Raw genomic sequence first — 19,336 nt, forward strand, 5'->3', positions numbered from 1 at the left:
CGTTTGATCACTTCTGGCTATCCATGCTCTTGGCTCGGTCTCCGACATCGATTACGTTCGGGCTGAGCCGGTGACGACACGGGGGTGTGATGGCGTCTTCTCTGCAGCCACGGGTGGATGGTGACCTGCGATCGCTGCTGGACGACGTCGGCCTGCTCCACCAGGCCGTCGACGCGCTCGGCTCACCCGTCAACGTGGTTCTCCCCGGCCGGCTGGCCCACAACGTGCGGCAGTTCCGGGACGTCTACCGCGACCACCACCTCAGCGGCGAGATCTACTTCGCACACAAGGCGAACCGGTCGCACGCCCTGGTCCGCGAGCTGGCCGCCACCGGCGCCGGGATCGATGTGGCCTCCCTGGGCGAGCTGCAGCACGCCCTCGGCGCCGGGTTCGGGCCGGAGCGCGTCATGGCCACCGGGCCGAAGAGCCGCGAGTATCTGTGGCTGGCGGCCCGGAGCGCGGCGATCGTCAACGTCGACTCCCTCGCCGAGCTGGACGCCCTCGCGGCGATCGTCACGGCCCACGACCTGCCCCGGGTCCGCGTGATGGCCCGGCTGTCCGGCTTCACGAGCACCGGTACGAACGTGATGTCTCGCGTCAGCCGGTTCGGGATACCGGCGGGCGGAACGGCCGCGCTCTGGGACGCCCTCGACCGTCACCGGTCCCGTCTCGATTTCCTCGGTGTCGCCTACCACCTCGACACGGTGGGGCTGCCGGAGAAGGCGGCCGCGCTCGAAGGCTGCCTGCAGGTCCTGGACGAGGCCGTCCGGCGCGGTCTGCGGCCACGGGCCGTCGACATCGGCGGCGGCTTCGGGGTGAGCTACCTGGCCGAGGAGCGGCAGTGGGAGGCGTGGTCGACCGAGCTGACCGGGGCGGTGCTCGGCAGGCGGCCGCCGGTCACCTGGAACGGTCACGGCTACGGGCTGCGCAACGAGGCCGGCACGATCCGGGGCGCGCTCAGTGTCTACCCGGCACACCGGGCGCTCGCCGGAGCCGCCTACCTGGACCGGCTGCTGCGCACCGAGTCCACGGCGCATCGGCGGGCGCTGGGGACGCTCGTGCTCGACCACCTCTACGACCTGTACACCGAGCCCGGCCGGGCACTGCTCGACCAGTGCGGCGCCACGCTGTTGCGGGTCGAGCAGGTGCACGACGAAGGGCGGGGCGACACCCTTGTCCGGGTGGCCGGCAACAGCTCCGACATCGGTGTGGACCAGCACGGCGTACAGATGGATCCGCTGTTGATCTCGCATGGCGAACCGGGGCCGGAGGGACCGGCCGGGGTCTATCTGACCGGCAACCTGTGCCTGGAAGCCGACCTGATCACCCGCCGCAAGGTCCTACTGCCGCGGCTTCCGCGCCCCGGCGACCTGCTGGTGTTCGCCAACACCGCCGGCTATCTCATGGATTTCAGCGCGGGTCACGCGCTGATGCAGCCCTCCGCCCGCACGATCGCGGCCTTCCGGTCCGGCGGCGGCTGGCGGTGGTGCCTGGACGAGCGGTACTGGCCCGTCACCGGCCGGGAGGAGAGCAACGGGTGAGGTACGACAGCGTCACCGACGTCATCGGCGACACGCCACTGGTGCGCATCGACGCGGCGGTGCACGGCCTGCGCAACATCGACCTGTACGCCAAGATGGAGCTGTTCAACCCGTTCGGCTCGGTGAAGGACCGCGCCGCGTGGAACATGGTCCGGCACCGTCTCGCCGGGGCCGCCGAGCGTTCCGAGACCGTGGTCGAGCTGTCCAGCGGCAACACCGCCAAGGCGCTCGCGGTGATCGCCGGAATGCACGGCCTGCCGTTTCGCAGCGTCACCAACCGGATGAGGGTCCCCGAGATCAAGGACCTGTTGTTGCTGCTCGGGGCGCAGATCGACGAGCTGCCCGGCCGGTCGGAGTGCCTGGATCCGGCCGACACCGACGACCCGCTCACCCGCATGTACCACACCGTGTCCGCCGACGGCGCCGGCTATCTGCACACCGACCAGTACTTCAACGACCTCAACGTGCAGGCGCACGCGACCGGCACCGGCCCGGAGATCATCGCCGACCTGGGCGGCCGGGCGCCGGACTACTTCATCGCCTGCGTCGGCACCGCCGGCTCGTCCAGCGGCGTGGCGCGGGCGCTGCGCGAGCACGATCCCGGCGTCACCGTGGTCGGGCTGGTGGCCGAGAAGGCCGACTTCATCCCCGGCATCCGCGACATCGACGAGGCGCACGAAGTCGGCCTCTTCGACCCCGGCGTCTACGACACCATCGAGGCGGTCAGCTCCGGCGAGGCGATCGACGGCCTTCTCACTCTGGTGCGCCGTTGCGGCACCCTGGCCGGCCCGACCGGAGGGGGCGCCTATCAGGGGGCCGTGCGCTACCTGCGGCGCGTCGACGCGGATCTGACCGAGCGGCGTACCGCCGTGTTCATCGTCTGCGACCGGGTCGAGAGCTACATGAGCTACCTGCGCGACCGCCGCCCCGAGCTGTTCCAGCAGCCGGCCCGCCCCCACTCGCTGCACGACCTCACCGGCGACGACCTCGCCGCGGCGCCGACGGTCGACGTGGCGGCCGCGCGGGACTGGATCGAGAAGGAGCGCCCGCTGGTCGTGGACCTGCGCAGCCCGTTCGCCTACCGGGCGCTGCACATCGACCGGTCGGTCAACATCGTCGACGACCGGTTCGGCGAGATGCTGCACGACGGGTTGCCGTTCAGCCGCCGGCAGCCGGTGCTGCTGGTCTGCCCGGTGGGGGAGAAGTCCGCCCGGTACGCTGCCCTGCTCACCCGGATGGGCCACCCGGACGTACGGTCGCTGTCCGGCGGGGTGATCGCCTGGCGCGACGCCGGAGGTGAGCTCGTCCGCGACTGACTCCACGCTTATCGAAAACGACTGCGCCGATGATTCACGGCCGGCTCTCCCCGGTGCTCCTCTCGTCGGTCAGCGGGAAGCACCCGGCGAACGGGTCGGGCAGGCTCGGCCACGTGTCGAAGCCGTCGGCGAGCTCGGCGTCGGTGAGCAGGCACGCGTCGAGCAGCGCGGTCAGGGCGGCGTGGTCCAGGTGCAGGCCGATCAGGGCGAGCACGATGCGCCGGTCGCCGTAGTAGGGATCCCAGGCCAGGTCGGCGGCGATCCGGCGCTCGGCGCTGGTCTCGGTCCAGCGCTCGGTGGGCAGGGCCGCGAGCCAGGGGCCGAGGGCGCCCAGGCTGACGCCGCCACCGGCGAACTCGAACGCGAGCACGGCGTCCGGCTGGCTGGCGATCCAGAGCTGACCACGGCCGCGCAGCGTGTGCTCGGTGAGATCCTCCAGCGCGTCGTGCAGCCGCTGCGGGTGGAACGGGCGCCGTGTCTCGAACAGGATCGACGTCACTTCGGAGGAGTCGGTGTCGGCCACGGCGATGGGCCGGCCCGCCAGCGCGAGGCCGAGCATGCCGGGGCGCAGCGGGTTGTGCCGGCCGGTGCGGCGTACCAGAGCGCTGAGCCCGGTGCAGTCCAGCTGCGCGGTCGTGCCGACGGTCACCTGGATGGACCAGGGCGCGAGCCGGTGGACCAGGGTGCCGACCCGGCTCAGGGCGTCGGCGTCGGCGCCCGGGCGGCTCCACAGCACGACGGTGTCGCTGAACTCGACCTGATGCGCCACCACCTCGGCGACGGCCCGGTGATCGTCGTCGGCGGCGTGCAGATCGCGGTGCCTGAGGTCGTCGGTGCTGCCGAGGTCGTCGAGGAAGCGGTCGGTGTCGACGACCGTGACATACGAGTCGAAGCGAACCGCCTCGGTGACCGGAGCGCCGTCGACCGTGCAGTGCGCGGAGGCGGCGGCCAGCGCCTCCGGCTCGATCGACGGGGGCAGGACCAGGAGCAGATCATCACCGGGACGGGTACGGGCGAGGCGTACCAGAGTGGGCAGCACGTCCTCGCGCAGCGTGCAGGAGACGCATCCGTGCACCGTTTCGACGGTGTCGTCCTGGATCACCTCGGTGGCCGAGCGGACCGTACGCCGCAGAAGCCCCTCCCGGATGCGGCCGAGGTCATGCCTGATCGCCAGTAGCCGGTCCTCGGCAAGCAGCAGGGCCTGTGCGGTGGCGTGGACCGCGCCGGGCGAGAAGCCGGACAGCACGGTGACGGCGGGTCGGTTGTCCACCGGAACGCGCGGGGCGTCGGTGATCGGGTTCGCACTCACACCCCCATCTTGTTGGAAACGATTTTCATTGTAAAGTCGCCACCATGTCCAACGTCTGTGATGTCACCGGCGCCAAGCCCGGTTTCGGCAACGCCGTGTCCCACTCCCACCGCCGAACCCGCCGCCGCTGGAACCCCAACGTGCAGCGCCGCCGCTACCGCCTCGCCGACGGCACGACGATCCGTCTCGACGTCAGCACCACCGGCATCAAGATCATCGACAGGGACGGCATCGACTCCGTGGTCGCCCGTCTCCGCGCCAAGGGGGTGCGCCTCTGAAGGCCGGGAGGACCGCTGACCGTGGTCGTGCCCGCCCTCCGGGACTGGGGGACGGGCACGAGCCGGGCGTAGGGTCGGGGGGTGCCGGCCAGTGGCGAGATGAACCCGATCGCGGCCGGGCGTCTGCTTCGCGCCGACCTGCGCCGTGCCCGTGAGGCCGTCGGCCTGACGCAGATCCAGGTCGCCGACCTGCTCGAGTGGTCACTGTCGAAGGTCGCGCGGATCGAGTCCGGGGACGTGGGAATCTCCATTCCCGATCTGCGTGGCCTCTGCGCGCACCTGGAGATCGGCACCGCGGCGACGGAGGTGCTGGTCCAGCGTGCACAGGCCGCGCGGCGCCGCGGCTGGTGGCACGACGACCGCGCGGAGATCCCACCCGCGTTGCTCACGCTGATCGGTCTGGAGTCGGACGCCGACCAGGTGGGGGAGTATGTTTCGGCCTTCGTGCCGGGCCTGATGCAGACGCCCGGCTACGCGGCGGCGCTACTGCACGCCGCGAGCCTGGGCGCTGAGGAGCGCCAGCTCGACCGGCGCCTGGCGATCCGCCTGCGCCGTCAGGCGAACTTCCACGAGCAACGAGAACCTCCTGATACGAGCGTCGTGATCGAGGAGGCGGTGCTCTACCGGCGGGTCGGCGACCGCCAGGTGATGGCCGACCAGATGAAACGGCTCGCCGAGCTCTCCCGACGGCCCTACGTGACCATCCGTGTCCTGCCCTTCGAGGTGCCGCTGTATCGGGCCGACTCGTTCACCGTGATCCGGAGCGAGGTGACCGGGACGGTGGTCTACAGCGAGGCACGCCTTGCCGACGCGCTGTTCGAGGAGGGCCCGTTTCTCGCGCACTTCGAGTCACAGTTCGCCGAGTTGTGGGAGGCGGCCCTGGACGCCGACCGCACCGGTCAGCTGCTGCATCGCGTGGCCGAGGCCTATGCCGCCGACGACGATCCCCGGCCCTGGCTCTGGGACTGACCCCGCTCCCACAGCGGGCGCATGCCGTCCTGGGCCTCCTGGCTCAGCCCGGCCTGCCACAGGCGAATCGCGGCCGGCCACCACTCCTGCGGCTCGGCGCCCGCCGGGGCGAGACCGGACGGCTCCTCGCCCTCGGCCATGATCAGGGAGCCCAGGATGACCAGGTTCGCGGTCCAGGCGGCACACGCGGCGACCACGTCCGGGGGAGCGGGCTCGTAACGCTGGTAGCGGCCGAAGGCCCGGCTCCGGGCGTCGGTGACGAGGGCGCGCAGTCCGGCGAACAGCTCGGCCCGCTGCGCCGGGGTGCGTTGCGCGGCCAATCCGGCCGCGAACTCCAGGATCGGCCTGCGCTGGGTGAGCGGCTGATACGAGAGCAGCGCCCGCGGCAGGCTGTCGTCGGGCGCCTCGTGAAACGCCGGATCGGCGCGATGCTCGGCGAGCCGCCGCGCGTAGCCGTCGAGCAGGATCAGCGCCCGCTCGGCGATCAGGTACTCGCCGAACGTGGCGTGCAGGAACTCGTACGTGCGCCGCGGATTCTCGCTCTGCTCGTCCACCCGTGAGACGTGCACGAAGAAGAACCCGGCGACCGTCTGATGTGCCCGTCCCGTCGGTGACTCGAACTCGTGCGCCTGCTCGTCCCGACGGCCCAGGAAGACCTCCAGGTCACGCTCCAGATCGGTTTCGGAGACGTGCTGGCGCTGCCGGTTGAACATCCCGAGCGCCGCGATGCTCAGCCGCCAGCGCAGTTCGCTGAGCAGGCGTGGCAGATGCTCCGGAGCGGGCGGACGGTCCGGTTTGTCGGCGACCTGGCGGTGGATGAAGTTGTCCAGCAGCGCCTGATAGAGCAGGGCGGGGGAGACGCCGTCACCGTCGAGTCGCCGGGCGGCCGGATCCGCGTGGTAGATCGCCAGCAGCGTGAGCAGCAGCGGCTGCCGGGCCACCTCGCCGTGCCGCAGCACCGCCGCGGTGCGCAGCCGGCGGAAACCCGAGGTTGCGACATTGGCGTGATTCCACGCGGAGGTCCAGGCCGCGATCCGGCCGTCGTCGAAGTCCTCCAGTTTGAGCACCAGTGCACCGTCCGGAACCCGGGCCCGGTCCACCACGATCGTCCGCGAGGTGACCACCACCGTCACCGGGCGGCCCAGAGCCAGCTCCTCGTGCTGGAACCGGGTCACGTCGGTGAGATACGCCGACTGTGCCGTCCCGGTCGCCTGGATCAGCTCGTCCAGCCCGTCCAGGATCACCACCCGGGTCAGGCCGTCGCTCTCGTCGGCGACCTGCCCCCACGAGACCTGCTCCTTCAGGATGTCCCGCAGAGCGGACTCGATCTGCGGGAGCAGCCGGTCGTCGGCGTTGACCCGGCGCAGCTGAACCGGCACGACCGTGTACCTCTCGGTGGGCAGCCGGGCCGCGAGGATCTCGGCCAGCAGCGACTTCCCGGCGCCCGGGTGGCCCAGCACGACGAGTGGACGGCGTGCCGCATCGGGATGGGCGAGATAACCGGCGAGAAACCGGTCCAGGTCGTCGTGCACCGGACGCGACGCCCACCACTCCTCCTGCGACAGCGCGGTGCCGGCGGCCGACGACGCGACGGCGCTGCGGAACCGGGGAGTCACGAACCCCTCGGCGACGGTGGGAAACCGCAGGCCGGGCGGCAGCGCCGACGATCTGAGCAGCGGCTGGTCCAGCACGGCCGCCGCCGACCGGGCCAGCTTGCCGCGGATGGACACCCGCCCGGGCCGGTTCGGGACCTCACCGGCGGCCAGGATGTCGTGCAACTGGCCCAGGGCCTCCGACGTACGGTCCAGCACCTCCAGAAGCCTCGCGTTGGCGTTACGCAGCTCGTCACGGGTCGCCGCGTGCTCGCCGAGCGACGCCCACACGAAGAACTCCGTGACGTCGGAGGCGAGCCGCAGGTACGCGTCGCGGTACAGCTCGCGCCAGCGCCGGGTGGCCCTGACGACCAGGGCGGTCGAGTCGAACCCGACGGTCTTCCACACCCGTAGGCCCTCGAAGAACGCGACGGCGTTGCCGGCCAGCTCCGCGATCCGGGGCGCGAGCACCGTACCCAGATTCTCCTCGAAGCCGGCCGTCGGACCCGGTAGCGGCAGGTCGGTCGTGGCCAGCCGGCCGATCCAATCGGTCTGGGTGACGATCTCGCCGGGCGCCGACGCGAGCTGCAGCATCTCCCGGTCGGTGACCTCCAGCGCGGTGAACGACGGCCCGATCGCCTCGTGCAGAGCCTCGAAGAGCGACGCCAGGACGATCGTGGTGTGGGCCGCCGTGACCAGCTCGTGCCGGCCGTGCCCGTGCGTGCCGTGCAGCCTGGCCGTGGCGGCCCGGCCCAGGTCACGCAGCAGACGGCTCGCCTCCTGCTTACCGTCGACCAGCCCGAACGCGCCGGGGACCGCGATCGCACCGAGCAGGATCCCCGTCCCGGTGACCCGCTCCAGGACCTCGATCGCGGCCGGGGCGTGCCCGCCGAGCAGCTTGAGCGCACCCTCGTACGTCAATGGCGTTGCTCTGACCACAATCGAACCCTAGGCGATGCGGGCCCGCCGGACGCTACTCGAGTCGTAGTCGGCGGGCCTGTGGACGAGACCTGGGGCGCTCCCCGGCGTGAGCGGGCGCCCCTAGCGTCGACGGCATGATTGAAGTGCGGGAGCTCACCAAACGGTTCGGGGCGGCCACGGCTGTCGACGGGCTGTCGTTCACGGTTCGGCCGGGGCGGGTGACCGGGTTCCTCGGGCCCAACGGGGCCGGGAAGTCGACCACCATGCGGATGATCGTCGGACTCGATCGGCCCGACTCCGGTACGGCCACCGTCGACGGCCGGGCCTATCGGGCTCACCCGGCGCCGCTGTGTGCGGTCGGCGCGCTGCTCGAGGGACGGGCAGTGCATCGTGGCCGGACCGCCCGGCAGCATCTGCTCGGCCTCGCCCGTACCCATGGGATCCCCGCCCGCAGGGTGACCGAGGTGCTGGCCACGGCCGGACTGTCCGAGGTGGCCGACCGGCGGGCCGGCGGGTTCTCGCTCGGCATGAGCCAGCGGCTGGGGGTGGCGTCGGCGCTGCTCGGCGACCCGGCCGTGGTGATTCTCGACGAGCCGGTCAACGGCCTCGACCCGGACGGGGTGCTGTGGATCCGTACGCTGCTGAAGGATCTCGCCGCGCGGGGACGGACGGTCCTGGTGTCCAGCCACCTGATGAGCGAGACCGCGGTGACCGCCGACCACCTGCTGATCATCGGCGCGGGACGGCTGCTCGCCGACGTCGGTGTCGACGAGTTGATCGCGCGGGCCGGGACGAGCCGCTGCCTGGTCCGCTCACCGGACGCGGACCTCCTGCGGGCCGCGCTCACCGCTGCCGGGGCCGAGGTCACCGCCGAGGGGACCGGCGCACTCGTCGTGCACGGGACGGCCGCCGAGGAGATCGGCGCGATCGCGGCGTCGCACGGCGCGATCCTGTACGAGCTGACCCCGTACCGTGCCTCGCTGGAACAGGCGTACATGGACCTGACCCGGGGCTGGGTCAGGTTCGGTGAAGAGGCGGTCGCCGCATGAGCGCGTACCGGATCTCGTTTGCCCGGGTGGCCCGCGCCGAGTGGGGCAAGCTGATCGTCCTGCGTTCCACCTGGGCCGTCCTGGCCACCGCCGCGGTCATCACCGTGGGCCTGGCCGTGGCGATCAACGCGAACGTCTACCGTGACGCCGGTGCCGAGGTGTCGCCCGGCGCCCTGACCGCGCAGACGTTCCTCGGCGTCGACGTCGTCTCGCTGATCCTCGGCGTCTTCGGCATTCTCATGATCACCGGCGAGTTCGGGTCGGGCCTGATCCGGGCGACGTTCGCGGCCGTGCCCCGCCGGGTGCCGGTGCTGGCGGCCAAGGCGGTCACGCTCGTTCTCGTGGCCTTCCCGGCGACCCTCGTGGCCTGCGTCGTCGCCGTGATCGCCGCGGAGGCCCTGCTTCCCGCCGGGCGGCACGCCGACATCCCGGTCCGCGCCCTGCTCGGCGCGGCCGCCGCCCCCGTGGCGCTCGCGCTGATCGGCCTCGGAATCGGTGCGCTGGTCCGCCACACCGCCGCCGCGATCACCGTCTACGTCCTGACCATGCTGGTGCTCCCGGCCGTCCTGCAACCCGCGCTGCCCGACCGCATCGCCGACGACGTGGTGCGATACGTCCCGGTCGCCGCGGCACAGGCGATGTACGCCGTGGACACCGGCAACCCCTTCCGGATGCTCACGCCCGGCCCGGCCGTGCTGACCGTCGCCGCGTGGACGCTGCTCGTCCTGGCGGCCGGAAGTGTGACGATGTGGCGCCGTGATCCGTGACGGCCGCCCGTCGCGCCGTGACCGGGCCATCCCGTCGCGCCCGTACTCCGGCCACAATGGCCGGGTGAGCCCACGCGCCCTCCGGTCCGCCCTCCGCCGCCACCCGCGGTCGGCCGGCGCGGGGATCGCCGCGCTCGTGGCGTCCGCCGCCCGCCGTCATCCGCGGGCCGCCGACGCCGGGATCGCCGGGCTCGTGGCGCTGGCCTGCGGTCTGGTGCTCTCCGGCCGGACCGGCGCGACCGTCGAACCCGCCGACGCCCTCGACTGGGCCTCGGTGGCGCTGCTGCCGGTGCCGTTGATCTGGCGCCGCCGCGCGCCGGTGCCGGTCTTCGCCGCGGCGACCGGGCTGTTCGTCGTCTCGCAGGCGATGGGCGCCCAGTCCCCGGCCGCGCTGGCGGTCACGCTGACGGCCCTGCACGCGGTCGCCCGGTACCGGCCGGCCCGGTTCGCGTGGCCGGGAGCCGTCGTCACGGTGCTGCCCGGGTTCGGCAACCGGATCGAGGACGGGCCGGCGTGGGGCGCGTTCGCGGCGGTGTCGGCGGTCACGGTCGCGGTCGTCCTGGTCGGCGTCAACCAGCGCACGCGCAGCGCGTACCTCCAAGCCTTGGAAGACCGTGCCCAGCGACTGGAACAGGACCGCGATCAGCGAGCCCGGCTCGCCGTCGCCGATGAGCGGGCGCGCGTCGCGCGCGAGATGCACGACGTCGTCGCCCACCACCTGGCCGTCGTCGTCGCCCTCTCCGACGGGGCGGCCGCGACGGCGGCGGTGGCGCCGCAGCGTGCCGCCGAGGTGATGGGCCAGGTCTCGGCGACCGGCCGGCAGGCGCTCGGGGAGATGCGCCGGCTTGTCGGCCTGCTGCGCGGCGCCTCCGCGCCGGAGCCGGGCACCCGCGCGCCGCAACCCGGTCTCGGTGACATCGATGCGCTCGTCGAGAGGGTCCAAGCCGCGGGGGTACGGGTCAGCCTGCGCCGCGACGGCACGCCCGGCATTTGGGGTCCGGGCGCCGGGCTGGCCGTCTACCGGATCGTGCAGGAGGCGCTCACCAACACCCTCAAGCACGCCGGACCGCGGGCCGTCGCCGAGGTGACGCTGCGATACCGTGCCGACGCCGCCGACGTGACGATCGACGACGACGGCGCCGGACGGGTCGCCCGGCGGCCCGAGCCCACCGACCGGCACGGGCTCGCCGGCATGACCGAACGCGCCGCGGCGTACGGTGGCCGGCTCGACGCCGGACCCCGCGACGGCCCCGGCTGGCGCGTGCACGCGAGCCTCACCTTCCACGGGTCTCCCGGCACCGGAGACCGGCCCCTCGGATCCGGCCGGACGGAGACCGTGTCGTGAGTGTCTCGGTGCTGCTCGCCGACGACCAGCCGCTGCTGTCGCTCGGCCTGCGGCTGGTGCTGGAGGCGCAGCCGGACCTCACCGTCGTCGGCGAGGCGGGCAACGGCGCCCAGGCGGTCACCATGGCCCGGGCTCTGCGGCCGGACGTGGTGCTGATGGACGTACGGATGCCGGTCCTCGACGGCATCGAGGCGACCCGCGAGATCGTCGGCTCCGGGAGTCCGGCCCGCATCCTGATGCTGACGACGTTCGACCTCGACGAGTACGTGTACGCCGCCCTCCGCGCCGGAGCCAGCGGATTCCTGCTCAAGGACGTGCCGCCGGCCGACCTGATCAGCGCCGTGCACGCGATCGTCGGCGGGCACGCGGTCGTCGCCCCGGCCGTGACCCGGCGACTGCTCGACGTCGCCCTGCCACACCTGCCCGCACCGGTCGACGACCCGCGGTTGGGGCGGCTGACCGACCGGGAGCGCGAGGTCCTCACGCTGGTCGCCCGGGGCCTGTCGAACAGTGAGATCGCGGCCGGCCTGCACCTGTCCGAGGCGACCGTGAAGGCGCACGTCGGCCGCCTGCTCAGCAAACTGGAACTGCGCGACCGGGTGCAGATCGTGGTCTACGCCTACGAGAACGGCCTGGCACCGCGGGGGAGGTAGGCGTCGCTCCTGGGGAGTCGTCCCGCCCGGGTAGGCTGCAGCGCTGTGACCAGCGCCGACAGCACTCCGGAGTTCGACCGTTTCGGGCCCTGGATCGACGAGGTGCGCGACTTCGACGACGTTCCACGCCTCTACCGGCGCGCGGCCGTCGACCCGGCCGCCTACCGGCTGGTCCTGAAGGTGCCGCGGGACATCGAGCGGCGCAACGCCCACCCCGGCATGCATCTGTACGACCACCTGATCGCGGTCGACGAGGAGAACCTGACGGTTCTGGCCCGGCGCGACGACGACTACGACACCCATCGCATCCCGCACGACCGGATCGTGGCGATCAGCGACAGCGTCCGGCTGCTCAACGGCCTGTTGACTGTGCACACCGTCGACGGGCCGGTGGTGGCCGTCCGGTACAACGGCTCCGCCAACGGGCCCGTGCGCGAGCTGATCGCGCTGCTGCGCCGCTGGTATCTTCCGCCGGGCACGCCGGGCACGCCGGGCGGCGACGACCCGTACCGCGTCGAGCCGGTGCTGGGCCGTGCGGACACCGGTCTGCTGACCGACTACCACCGGATGATCGCCCGGGAACCGGGGATGCGCCTGGTCAACGTCGCCGACCGGCAGGTGGTGACACCGCTGTCCCCGGTCGGCCGGCTGCGGGACCGGGTGTGGCCGACGATCCTGCACGCCTCGATCGTGGTGGCCGACGAGCGGGAGATCCAGGTCATCCACCGGCGCGACTGGTTCACCGGGACCGGGGACGATCTGTCACTGGCCCGCACCGTGGTGGCCCGCAGCCGGATCACCGGCGTCCAGGTCCGCCCGCACGAGGCCTACCAGGGCGTACAGATCCTGACCGTGCAGGCCGGGGCCGCCCACCTGGAGTTCTTCCTGGCGAGCGGCTCCCTGGTCGAGGCGATCCTGTCCGGTGACGCCGCCGGCATCTGAACCCCGGTTGCCGCTTCGCCGCCGGATCCGCCGTCGAGATCACGGATCCGGTGGGCGGTCCAAGACGGGCGACAAATCCGGTTCCCAAACAGGGGCGTACGGGTAATACTGCCGCGCAACGGAAAAAATGATGGGCAGGAGAACCGACATGTCCGTACGCGTCGTGGAGTTTCGTGGTGAAGACCGCCCTGCCCAGAACGATGCGCCCGCGGCGGAGATCGACCGCAGCGCCGAGGCGATGCAGCGGCTCCGTCACCCCTTCGATCTCGACCTCGTTCGTCCCGCCGTGCGATAGGCGGCCGCTCGGCTGACCCGTGGACCCACCCGGGCCCGGGTCATGTCTCCCGTGGCCGCACCGTCCGGTGAGTGCCGCCCGGGCCGGCCGCCCACCGGCGCCGTGTGGCGAGGGCGGCGGCCGCGGCGGCGATGTCGACGGTGCTCGCCAGGGCATCGGTACCTGCCGGTGGCCCGCTGACCGGGGCCGGACCGGCTTCTTACGCCGCTCGTACATCGACCGCCTACGTTGGCCCGCATGACCGACCGTCGTGCGCTGTCCCACCTGCTGCGCCGCCTCACGTTCGGGCCCACCTCGGCCGAGGTCGACGCCGCCGTGCGGGCCGGCTACGAGACCACGGTGCGTGACCTGCTGCGGCCCGTACCTCAACCGTCGCCGCCCCGGCTCGGCGAAGACCCCGTCGCGCAACTCGGCCCGGGTGCGAGCCGCGAGCAGCGCCAGAATGCGCGACGGGAGCAGAACGAGCAGGTCACGGCTCTGACCCGATGGTGGCTGGCGCGGATGGCCGACGGCGGAGCCGCCGAGAAGCTCACGTTCTTCTGGCACGGGCACTGGGCCACCAGCGTCCGCAAGGTCCGCTCGGCGCAGCTCATGCTGACACAGCAACAGACCTTCCGGCGGTACGGGACAGGCGACACCGGTCCACTCGTCCGGGCGATGGTGCGCGACCCCGCATTGATCATCTGGCTGGACGGGCAGAGGAACACCCGCCGCGCACCGAACGAGAACCTGGCCCGGGAGCTGATGGAGCTGTTCACCCTCGGACTCGGCGCGTACACCGAGGACGACGTGAAGGCCGGCGCCCGGGTTCTCACCGGCTGGCGGATCGACCGGGCCACCGGCACCGCCACTCTGACGGCCGGGCGCCACGACGACCGGCCGGTCACCCTGCTCGGCCGGACCGGCGTGCAGGATGCCGACTCCTACGCCGATCAGCTCGTACGGCACGAGGCCCATCTGCCGTTCCTGACGCGCCGCCTGTGGACCCGTTATGCGGCGGCGACCGGGCCGTCCGCCGACGCCACGGCCCGGATCGCCGCCGCCGGCCCCGGTACGACCGCGATGCTGAGCGCCCTGTGCCGCGACCCGGAGTTCGCCGCCACCAGCGGACAGCAGGTCAAACAGCCCGTCGAATGGCTGGTCGGCGCACTGCGCCAACTCGGCGTGGACGTCGCCGGCCTGGACGGCAGGCAACAGCAGCGCCTGCTGACGATCCTGCGCGGCCTGGGTCAGGTTCCGCTGCGGCCACCGTCGGTGGGCGGCTGGCCGTCGGGGCCGGCCTGGCTCACCACGGCCACCACCCTGGCCCGGCTGCGGGCCGCGCAGACCCTGGCCGACCTGGCGCCGGGAACAGCCGACCGGCTCGCCGGCGCCGACCGGGTCGAGGCGCTGGCCGCCCTGCTGGTCGTGGACACCTGGACCGCGGGCACACGGGAGGCGCTCCGGGCGGCGAAGGATCCCCGCCGGCTGCTCGCGCTCGGCCTGGCCGCCCCCGAATACGCCGTGCATTGAGGAGACGCCCGCCATGGACACGATCACCCGCCGCCGATTCCTGATCGCCAGCGGTGTCACCGGCGCCGCCGCCCTGGCCGCCGGCGCCACCGCGTACACCGTGAACGACCTCCTCGCCACGTCCGCCGACCGTGACGACGACGCGAGGATCCTGGTCCTGGTCACCCTCTACGGCGGCAACGACGGCCTGAGCACCGTCATCCCGTACGCGGATCCGGCCTACCGGGCGGCCCGGCCCGGCATGACCTACGAGCCCGGCGCGATCCTGACGCTGGACGGCGAATACGGACTCAACCCCGGGCTGACCGGTCTGCACCGGCTCTACCGGGACCGGCGTCTGGCCGTGGTGCAGGGGGTCGGCTACCCGCGCCCGAACCGCAGCCACTTCCAGTCGATGGACATCTGGCAGACCGCCCAGCCCGACCGTCCCGGCACCACCGGCTGGCTGGGGCGCTGGCTGGACTCCGCCGGTGGCGACCCGCGGCTGGCCGTCTCCTTCGAGCCCGCCCTGCCGCCGTTGCTCGCCGGGGCCACCAGCGCGGGCGCGACCGTACCCGGTGGAGAGCTCGCGCTGCCCGCCGGCGTGACGTCCGCGACGCTCACGCGGCTCGCCGCACCGGAACCCGCCGCCTCGCCCGCTCTGGCCCGGGCCGCCGCCTGCTTCGCCGACCTGATGCGGGTCCAGGACATGCTGCTGGGGATCGAGGAGGGCGCCGCCGAGGACGAGACCGACGACGATGCTCCGGCGACGGCCACCGGGGGCGCGGCCCCGCCGCTCGACCGGCAGTTGGCGCTGGTGGCCCGCTGCATCGAAGCCGGCGCGGCGACCCGGGTGTACTCGGTCTCGCTCGGCGGCTTCGACCTGCACGCCGACGGCAGGGACTCCCAGCAGGCGTTGCTCGCCCGCCTCGACCAGCCGCTCACGGCGTTCACCGAGCGGATGACCGGCAAGGGCGTGGTGACGGCGGTCTACTCGGAGTTCGGAAGGCGGGTGCGCGCCAACGCCTCCGACGGCACCGACCACGGCACCGCCTCGAACGTGTTCCTGCTCGGCGACGGCGTCCGCGGCGGCCGGTACGGTGCGCCGCCGAGCCTGACCGACCTCGACGACGGCGACCTGAGACACACCGTGGACTTCCGCGACGTGTACGCCACGCTGCTGGCCGACGTGCTCGGCAGCGACCCGGCCCGGTCGCTCGACGGCTGGACCGGACGGCTGGACGGTGTGCTCGGCTAGGCGTGCCGAGGACCGGCCGGGGCGCGACGGGCCGGGGACGGTACGGGGTTCACCCGGTCACGACGTGACGCTGTCCAGGGAGGCGGCGCCGAACGAGACGGCGAACCGGGCGCACCAGATGCTGACGCTGCGGAACGACGCCGGATCGACGTCGGCGGCGAGACGGTACACCTGATCGCCGTGGTTGCCCTTGAGCCGGCCCAACTCGGCGTACGCACCGTCGTCGAACACCCGCCACCCGGCGACGCCGGAGCGCACCGGCTGGTCGGACAGCCAGACCCGCAGGTCGGGGCCGTCGCTGGTGTCGAGTCCGGCCAGTTCGAGCTGGTGGCTGCCGTCCGGGTTGCGCACCACCCGTGCCGTGCCGCTGGTGTCGTGCTCGTGGGTCACGAACGAGCCCTCGGCGATCACGACCGGGCCGGCGGGAGGAGCCGGGGCGGCCGCGGAGGACTGGGTGGAGGCGGAGGGCTGGGTGGAGGCGGCGGCGGACCCGGCGGGCGCCGGTGACGGCACCCGCGTCAGGGAGTCGGACACGACCGTGTCGGTGAACAGCCGCCAGGGCTGGAACCAGTAGAGCCCGCCGGCCGCACCGATGCCGAGCACCGCGACGACGATCCAGGTGACCGGTTTGCTGAGAAGTCGACGAATCACCCCTAGAGTCAATCGGCCCGGTCCGGCGACCGCCAGGCCGGTGTCCTTACGATCGGCTTACGCCCGTCGGTGGCCGCGCTCATCGGCAACTCCCGCAGCAGGTCGGCGATGTTGCGATCCCACCATTGCCTCAAACGGCCGGCATGCCCTCTCGAAAATCCCTGACTCGTCAGTTACTGTATTGTCAGGCAAGTAGGGTGGGGTGCTCGCGTCAGGTCGAGGCCCGCCCGTCCGCGTCGTCCCACGCCGAGGAGGCACCCCGATGAGCACACTCGACTTCCGCGTCTTCGACCTCGACTTCCCGGTCGGCAGCCGCAACAAGACCGCCACCCTGATCACCGGCGAGACCGAAGCGATCCTGGTCGACGCCGGATTCACCCGCGCCGACGGGCATCGCCTCGCCGCCGCGATCCTCGACTCCGGCAAACGCCTCACCACGATCGTGATCAGCCACGGCGACCCCGACTTCTACTTCGGCGCCGAGGTGGTCGCCGACGCGTTCCCCACCGCCGCGATCGTCGCGACACCGCAGACCATCGAGCACATTCAGCGGACGTACGAGAAGAAGCTGACCGCCTGGGCCACCGTCGGCGCGAACCTGCCCACCCGCCTCGTCGAGCTCACACCCCTGACGGGTGACCTCACCCTCGAGGGCCACCGGTTCGAGCTCAGGGGCGGCCCCGCCGCTCTGCCCGGCCGCCACTACCTGTGGCAGCCCGAGCACCGTGCCGTCCTCGGCGGTGTTCTGCTGTTCCAGCAGGAGCACGTCTGGACCGCCGACACCGCGAAGCCGGAGCAGCGTGCCGCCTGGATCGACGTCCTCGACGAGATCGCCGCCCTGCAGCCCGAGTTGGTCGTGCCCGGCCACCGGTTGCCCGGCACCGCCGCCGACCTGAGCGCCGTCACCGCCACCCGCGACTACCTGGTCGCCTTCGAGCAGGAGCTGGCCGCGGCCGTCGACGGCCCGGCCCTCACCGGCGCGCTGACCCGCCGCTACCCGCAGCACGGCATGCTGATCGCCGCCCAGATCGGCGCCAAGGTCGCCAAGGGCGAGATGAGCTGGGGCTGACCGTGACCGACTTCAGCACCTCGACCGCGCCGGCCGACGTCGTCCGCCGGCAGTACCTCGCCTCCGCGGCCCGCGACCTGCCGGCCCTGCGCGCCACCCTGGCCCCCGACGTCGAGTGGACCGAGATGGCCGGCTTCCCGCTGGCCGGCACCTATCGCACCCCCGACGGCGTGACCAGCGGTGTCATGGAGGCACTCGGCGCCGACTGGGACGACTGGACCGCCCACGACGACGCCTACGTCACCGAGGGTGAGAACGTCGTGGTGCTGGCCCGGTACACCGCCGTCAACCGGGCCACCGGCCGCCCCCTCGACGTCCGGGTCGCGCACCACTTCGTCGTGCGGGGCGGCCTGATCGTGCGGTTCGAGCAGTTCGTCGACACCGCGACGGTCCGCGACGCGATGCCCTGAGCCGCGCCCGACCCCACGGGCCGCGGACGGGCGAGGGTCGGCGTCGGCGTCGGTCACCGTGAAGCTCCTGGTGCCGTCCGGAGCGCCGGACCAGATCAGGTCGGGGCCGTCCGGTACCGTCCGCGATCCCCGCACGGCAGGATGCCGTCATGGCAGAGCGCGCCCAGTGCGTCATCACCGACGGCCGGCACAGCGAGATCTTCTACACCAGGTGGGGCGCTGCCGCGCTCGACATCGACCTGATCGCCGGTCCCGACGCCGCCGTCCGGCAGGTCCGCCGCCTCTACGGCACCGACGAGAGCCTCCGCGAACCGGTGTGGATCGAGGCCGCGGCACTGATCGACACCTCCCGGCGGCTGCTGGCGGTGTTCGGCTGGCATTTCGAGGGGTACGCCCATCGCGCCGCGCTGCATGCGCTTCTCGCGCAGACGTGGCCGGGCTGGGATCTGCGCTGGGCCTACGCCGGCGTCGAGGACATCGCCCGCTACAGCGGTGTGCCCGCCCAGCCCGCGGACCGGGCGGCGCTCCCGGCGGCCATCGCCATCGTGGACCCGGCCGAGCTGGACGAGGCCGACACCCTGGTGACCGTCATACAGAAGGACAGGACCATCCGGGGGTACGGCCTGTGGACGGACACCACCGATGCGTTCTGGGCCGGCCCCGCCCTGGTCGACAGGCTGTCCGTGGCCACCCCGGTCCCCGGACTGCCGGTGTTCCCGTCGACCGGCCTGCACCTGGACCCGGTCGCCCGGACCGCCGTCGGCTGGACCACCCTGGAGATCGCCGGGCTCGCCGCCGGATGGTCGCGGCACTGGCCCGGCTGGCGGCTCGACTTCCAGCAGGACCGGTTCGAGGAGCAGCTCGCGGCCGTCGCCGGCGGGCTCACCCTGCCGGCGCCCACCCTCGACGCCGGCCTCGATGTGCTGGCCCGCCGGCTGACCGACTTCCGGAGTTCGCCCGAGACGGCCTACCGGGCCCGTTCGCCCGCCGATCACCGGCTGATCGAGGCGGCGATCGAACGGGCCCGCCGGGCGGCGCCCGGGCCACCGCGGTGGCCCGGGCTGTCTACTTGACGTCGACGTCCGGGATGATCGTGGACGGTTTGAAGAACACCTTGTAGTGGTCGGTGCTGACGTCCGCGGCGTTGAGCTGCTCGGCGAACCAGGTCACGTTGTCCGACCGGCCGAGGAAGTGCTTCTTGTACTCGTTGCCCACCTTGCAGGTGACCGTGAGCTTGTTGCCCTCCTCGGTCTCCACCGAGCAGAACCCCTCGATCGAGAGGATGTAGCTGTCGGTGATGCCGTTGTAGAACACCACCCGACGGTTGATCTTGAAGTCTTCGGCCGCCTTGGACAGGTTCTCCGAGGCCACATCGGCGTCGGAGCTGCAGCCCGCGAGGGCCAGTCCGGCAGCGGTCACCACTGCCAGAAGCGCTGCGCCGAAACGGCGCCTGCCGGAGTTTCGTGCCAGCCTCATCGGG

General features: G+C 72.4%; 19 protein-coding genes. 15 read left to right on the forward strand and 4 right to left on the reverse strand.

What is annotated here, in order from left to right:
- The first annotated feature begins 89 nt into the window (after nucleotides 1-89).
- A complete protein-coding gene (locus tag ACQPZW_RS22055; RefSeq protein ID WP_433796813.1) occupies nucleotides 90-1,541 on the forward strand; it encodes a Y4yA family PLP-dependent enzyme in 1,452 nt (483 codons plus the stop codon).
- Nucleotides 1,538-2,857 carry a pyridoxal-phosphate dependent enzyme gene (locus ACQPZW_RS22060; protein ID WP_433796814.1) on the forward strand — a complete coding sequence of 440 codons (1,320 nt, stop codon included), beginning with the start codon at nucleotides 1,538-1,540 and terminating at the stop codon, nucleotides 2,855-2,857. The genes ACQPZW_RS22055 and ACQPZW_RS22060 overlap by 4 nt, the downstream gene beginning before the upstream one ends.
- 34 nt (nucleotides 2,858-2,891) lie before the next feature.
- Here the strand turns inward: ACQPZW_RS22060 and ACQPZW_RS22065 are convergent, their stop codons facing one another.
- The gene (locus ACQPZW_RS22065; protein ID WP_433796815.1) at nucleotides 2,892-4,166 is read right to left on the reverse strand and encodes a CobW family GTP-binding protein; all 1,275 of its coding nucleotides are present in this window, start codon (nucleotides 4,164-4,166) and stop codon (nucleotides 2,892-2,894) included.
- 44 nt (nucleotides 4,167-4,210) lie between these two features.
- Between ACQPZW_RS22065 and rpmB the strand changes: the two genes are divergently transcribed.
- A complete protein-coding gene (rpmB, locus tag ACQPZW_RS22070) occupies nucleotides 4,211-4,444 on the forward strand; it encodes a 50S ribosomal protein L28 (RefSeq protein ID WP_433796816.1) in 234 nt (77 codons plus the stop codon).
- A gap of 81 nt (nucleotides 4,445-4,525) precedes the next feature.
- On the forward strand, nucleotides 4,526-5,413 hold the full coding sequence (locus ACQPZW_RS22075; RefSeq protein WP_433796817.1) for a helix-turn-helix domain-containing protein: 888 nt from the start codon (nucleotides 4,526-4,528) through the stop codon (nucleotides 5,411-5,413).
- Here the strand turns inward: ACQPZW_RS22075 and ACQPZW_RS22080 are convergent.
- On the reverse strand, nucleotides 5,371-7,926 hold the full coding sequence (locus ACQPZW_RS22080) for an NACHT domain-containing protein (RefSeq protein WP_433796818.1): 2,556 nt from the start codon (nucleotides 7,924-7,926) through the stop codon (nucleotides 5,371-5,373). The two genes, ACQPZW_RS22075 and ACQPZW_RS22080, sit on opposite strands and share 43 nt — an antisense overlap.
- Before the next feature lie 134 nt (nucleotides 7,927-8,060).
- Between ACQPZW_RS22080 and ACQPZW_RS22085 the strand changes: the two genes are divergently transcribed.
- From ACQPZW_RS22085 to ACQPZW_RS22120, 8 genes are all read left to right on the forward strand, one after another.
- Nucleotides 8,061-8,975 carry an ABC transporter ATP-binding protein gene (locus tag ACQPZW_RS22085; RefSeq protein ID WP_433796819.1) on the forward strand — a complete coding sequence of 305 codons (915 nt, stop codon included), beginning with the start codon at nucleotides 8,061-8,063 and terminating at the stop codon, nucleotides 8,973-8,975.
- On the forward strand, nucleotides 8,972-9,742 hold the full coding sequence (locus ACQPZW_RS22090) for an ABC transporter permease subunit (RefSeq protein ID WP_433796820.1): 771 nt from the start codon (nucleotides 8,972-8,974) through the stop codon (nucleotides 9,740-9,742). Before ACQPZW_RS22085 ends, ACQPZW_RS22090 begins: the two co-directional genes overlap by 4 nt.
- Nucleotides 9,743-9,806: 64 nt before the next feature.
- Nucleotides 9,807-11,087, forward strand: coding sequence for a sensor histidine kinase (locus ACQPZW_RS22095; protein ID WP_433796821.1), 1,281 nt, complete (start codon nucleotides 9,807-9,809; stop codon nucleotides 11,085-11,087).
- The gene (locus ACQPZW_RS22100) at nucleotides 11,084-11,740 is read left to right on the forward strand and encodes a response regulator (RefSeq protein ID WP_433796822.1); all 657 of its coding nucleotides are present in this window, start codon (nucleotides 11,084-11,086) and stop codon (nucleotides 11,738-11,740) included. The genes ACQPZW_RS22095 and ACQPZW_RS22100 overlap by 4 nt, the downstream gene beginning before the upstream one ends.
- 45 nt (nucleotides 11,741-11,785) lie before the next feature.
- Entirely contained in the window at nucleotides 11,786-12,682 is an 897-nt protein-coding gene (locus ACQPZW_RS22105) for a hypothetical protein (RefSeq protein WP_433796823.1), read from the forward strand.
- Between the two features lie 148 nt (nucleotides 12,683-12,830).
- The gene (locus ACQPZW_RS22110) at nucleotides 12,831-12,977 is read left to right on the forward strand and encodes a hypothetical protein (RefSeq protein ID WP_433796824.1); all 147 of its coding nucleotides are present in this window, start codon (nucleotides 12,831-12,833) and stop codon (nucleotides 12,975-12,977) included.
- Between the two features lie 237 nt (nucleotides 12,978-13,214).
- The gene (locus ACQPZW_RS22115) at nucleotides 13,215-14,489 is read left to right on the forward strand and encodes a DUF1800 domain-containing protein (RefSeq protein ID WP_433796825.1); all 1,275 of its coding nucleotides are present in this window, start codon (nucleotides 13,215-13,217) and stop codon (nucleotides 14,487-14,489) included.
- A 13-nt stretch (nucleotides 14,490-14,502) separates the two neighbouring features.
- Nucleotides 14,503-15,726 (forward strand): DUF1501 domain-containing protein, encoded by a 1,224-nt coding sequence (locus ACQPZW_RS22120; protein ID WP_433796826.1) that lies wholly within the window; start codon nucleotides 14,503-14,505, stop codon nucleotides 15,724-15,726.
- Nucleotides 15,727-15,783: 57 nt separating this feature from the next.
- Here ACQPZW_RS22120 and ACQPZW_RS22125 read toward each other — a convergent pair whose 3' ends face one another.
- Complete coding sequence (locus ACQPZW_RS22125) at nucleotides 15,784-16,377, reverse strand: DM13 domain-containing protein (protein WP_433796827.1); 594 nt, start codon at nucleotides 16,375-16,377, stop codon at nucleotides 15,784-15,786.
- A gap of 262 nt (nucleotides 16,378-16,639) precedes the next feature.
- Here ACQPZW_RS22125 and ACQPZW_RS22130 point away from each other — a divergent pair, with 262 nt between their 5' ends.
- The 3 genes from ACQPZW_RS22130 (at nucleotide 16,640) to ACQPZW_RS22140 (ending at nucleotide 18,929) form a co-directional block, all read left to right on the forward strand.
- Nucleotides 16,640-17,446 carry an MBL fold metallo-hydrolase gene (locus ACQPZW_RS22130; RefSeq protein WP_433796828.1) on the forward strand — a complete coding sequence of 269 codons (807 nt, stop codon included), beginning with the start codon at nucleotides 16,640-16,642 and terminating at the stop codon, nucleotides 17,444-17,446.
- A 2-nt stretch (nucleotides 17,447-17,448) separates the two neighbouring features.
- Nucleotides 17,449-17,856 (forward strand): nuclear transport factor 2 family protein, encoded by a 408-nt coding sequence (locus ACQPZW_RS22135; RefSeq protein ID WP_433796829.1) that lies wholly within the window; start codon nucleotides 17,449-17,451, stop codon nucleotides 17,854-17,856.
- A gap of 149 nt (nucleotides 17,857-18,005) precedes the next feature.
- Nucleotides 18,006-18,929, forward strand: a complete 924-nt coding sequence (locus ACQPZW_RS22140) for a hypothetical protein (RefSeq protein WP_433796830.1) — start codon at nucleotides 18,006-18,008, stop codon at nucleotides 18,927-18,929.
- On the opposite strand, the gene ACQPZW_RS22145 is transcribed toward ACQPZW_RS22140, so the two are convergent.
- On the reverse strand, nucleotides 18,922-19,332 hold the full coding sequence (locus tag ACQPZW_RS22145; protein ID WP_433796831.1) for a hypothetical protein: 411 nt from the start codon (nucleotides 19,330-19,332) through the stop codon (nucleotides 18,922-18,924). The two genes, ACQPZW_RS22140 and ACQPZW_RS22145, sit on opposite strands and share 8 nt — an antisense overlap.
- Nucleotides 19,333-19,336: the final 4 nt, after the last annotated feature.

Source organism: Actinoplanes sp. CA-252034 (assembly GCF_050956125.1).
GTDB lineage: Bacteria > Actinomycetota > Actinomycetes > Mycobacteriales > Micromonosporaceae > Actinoplanes.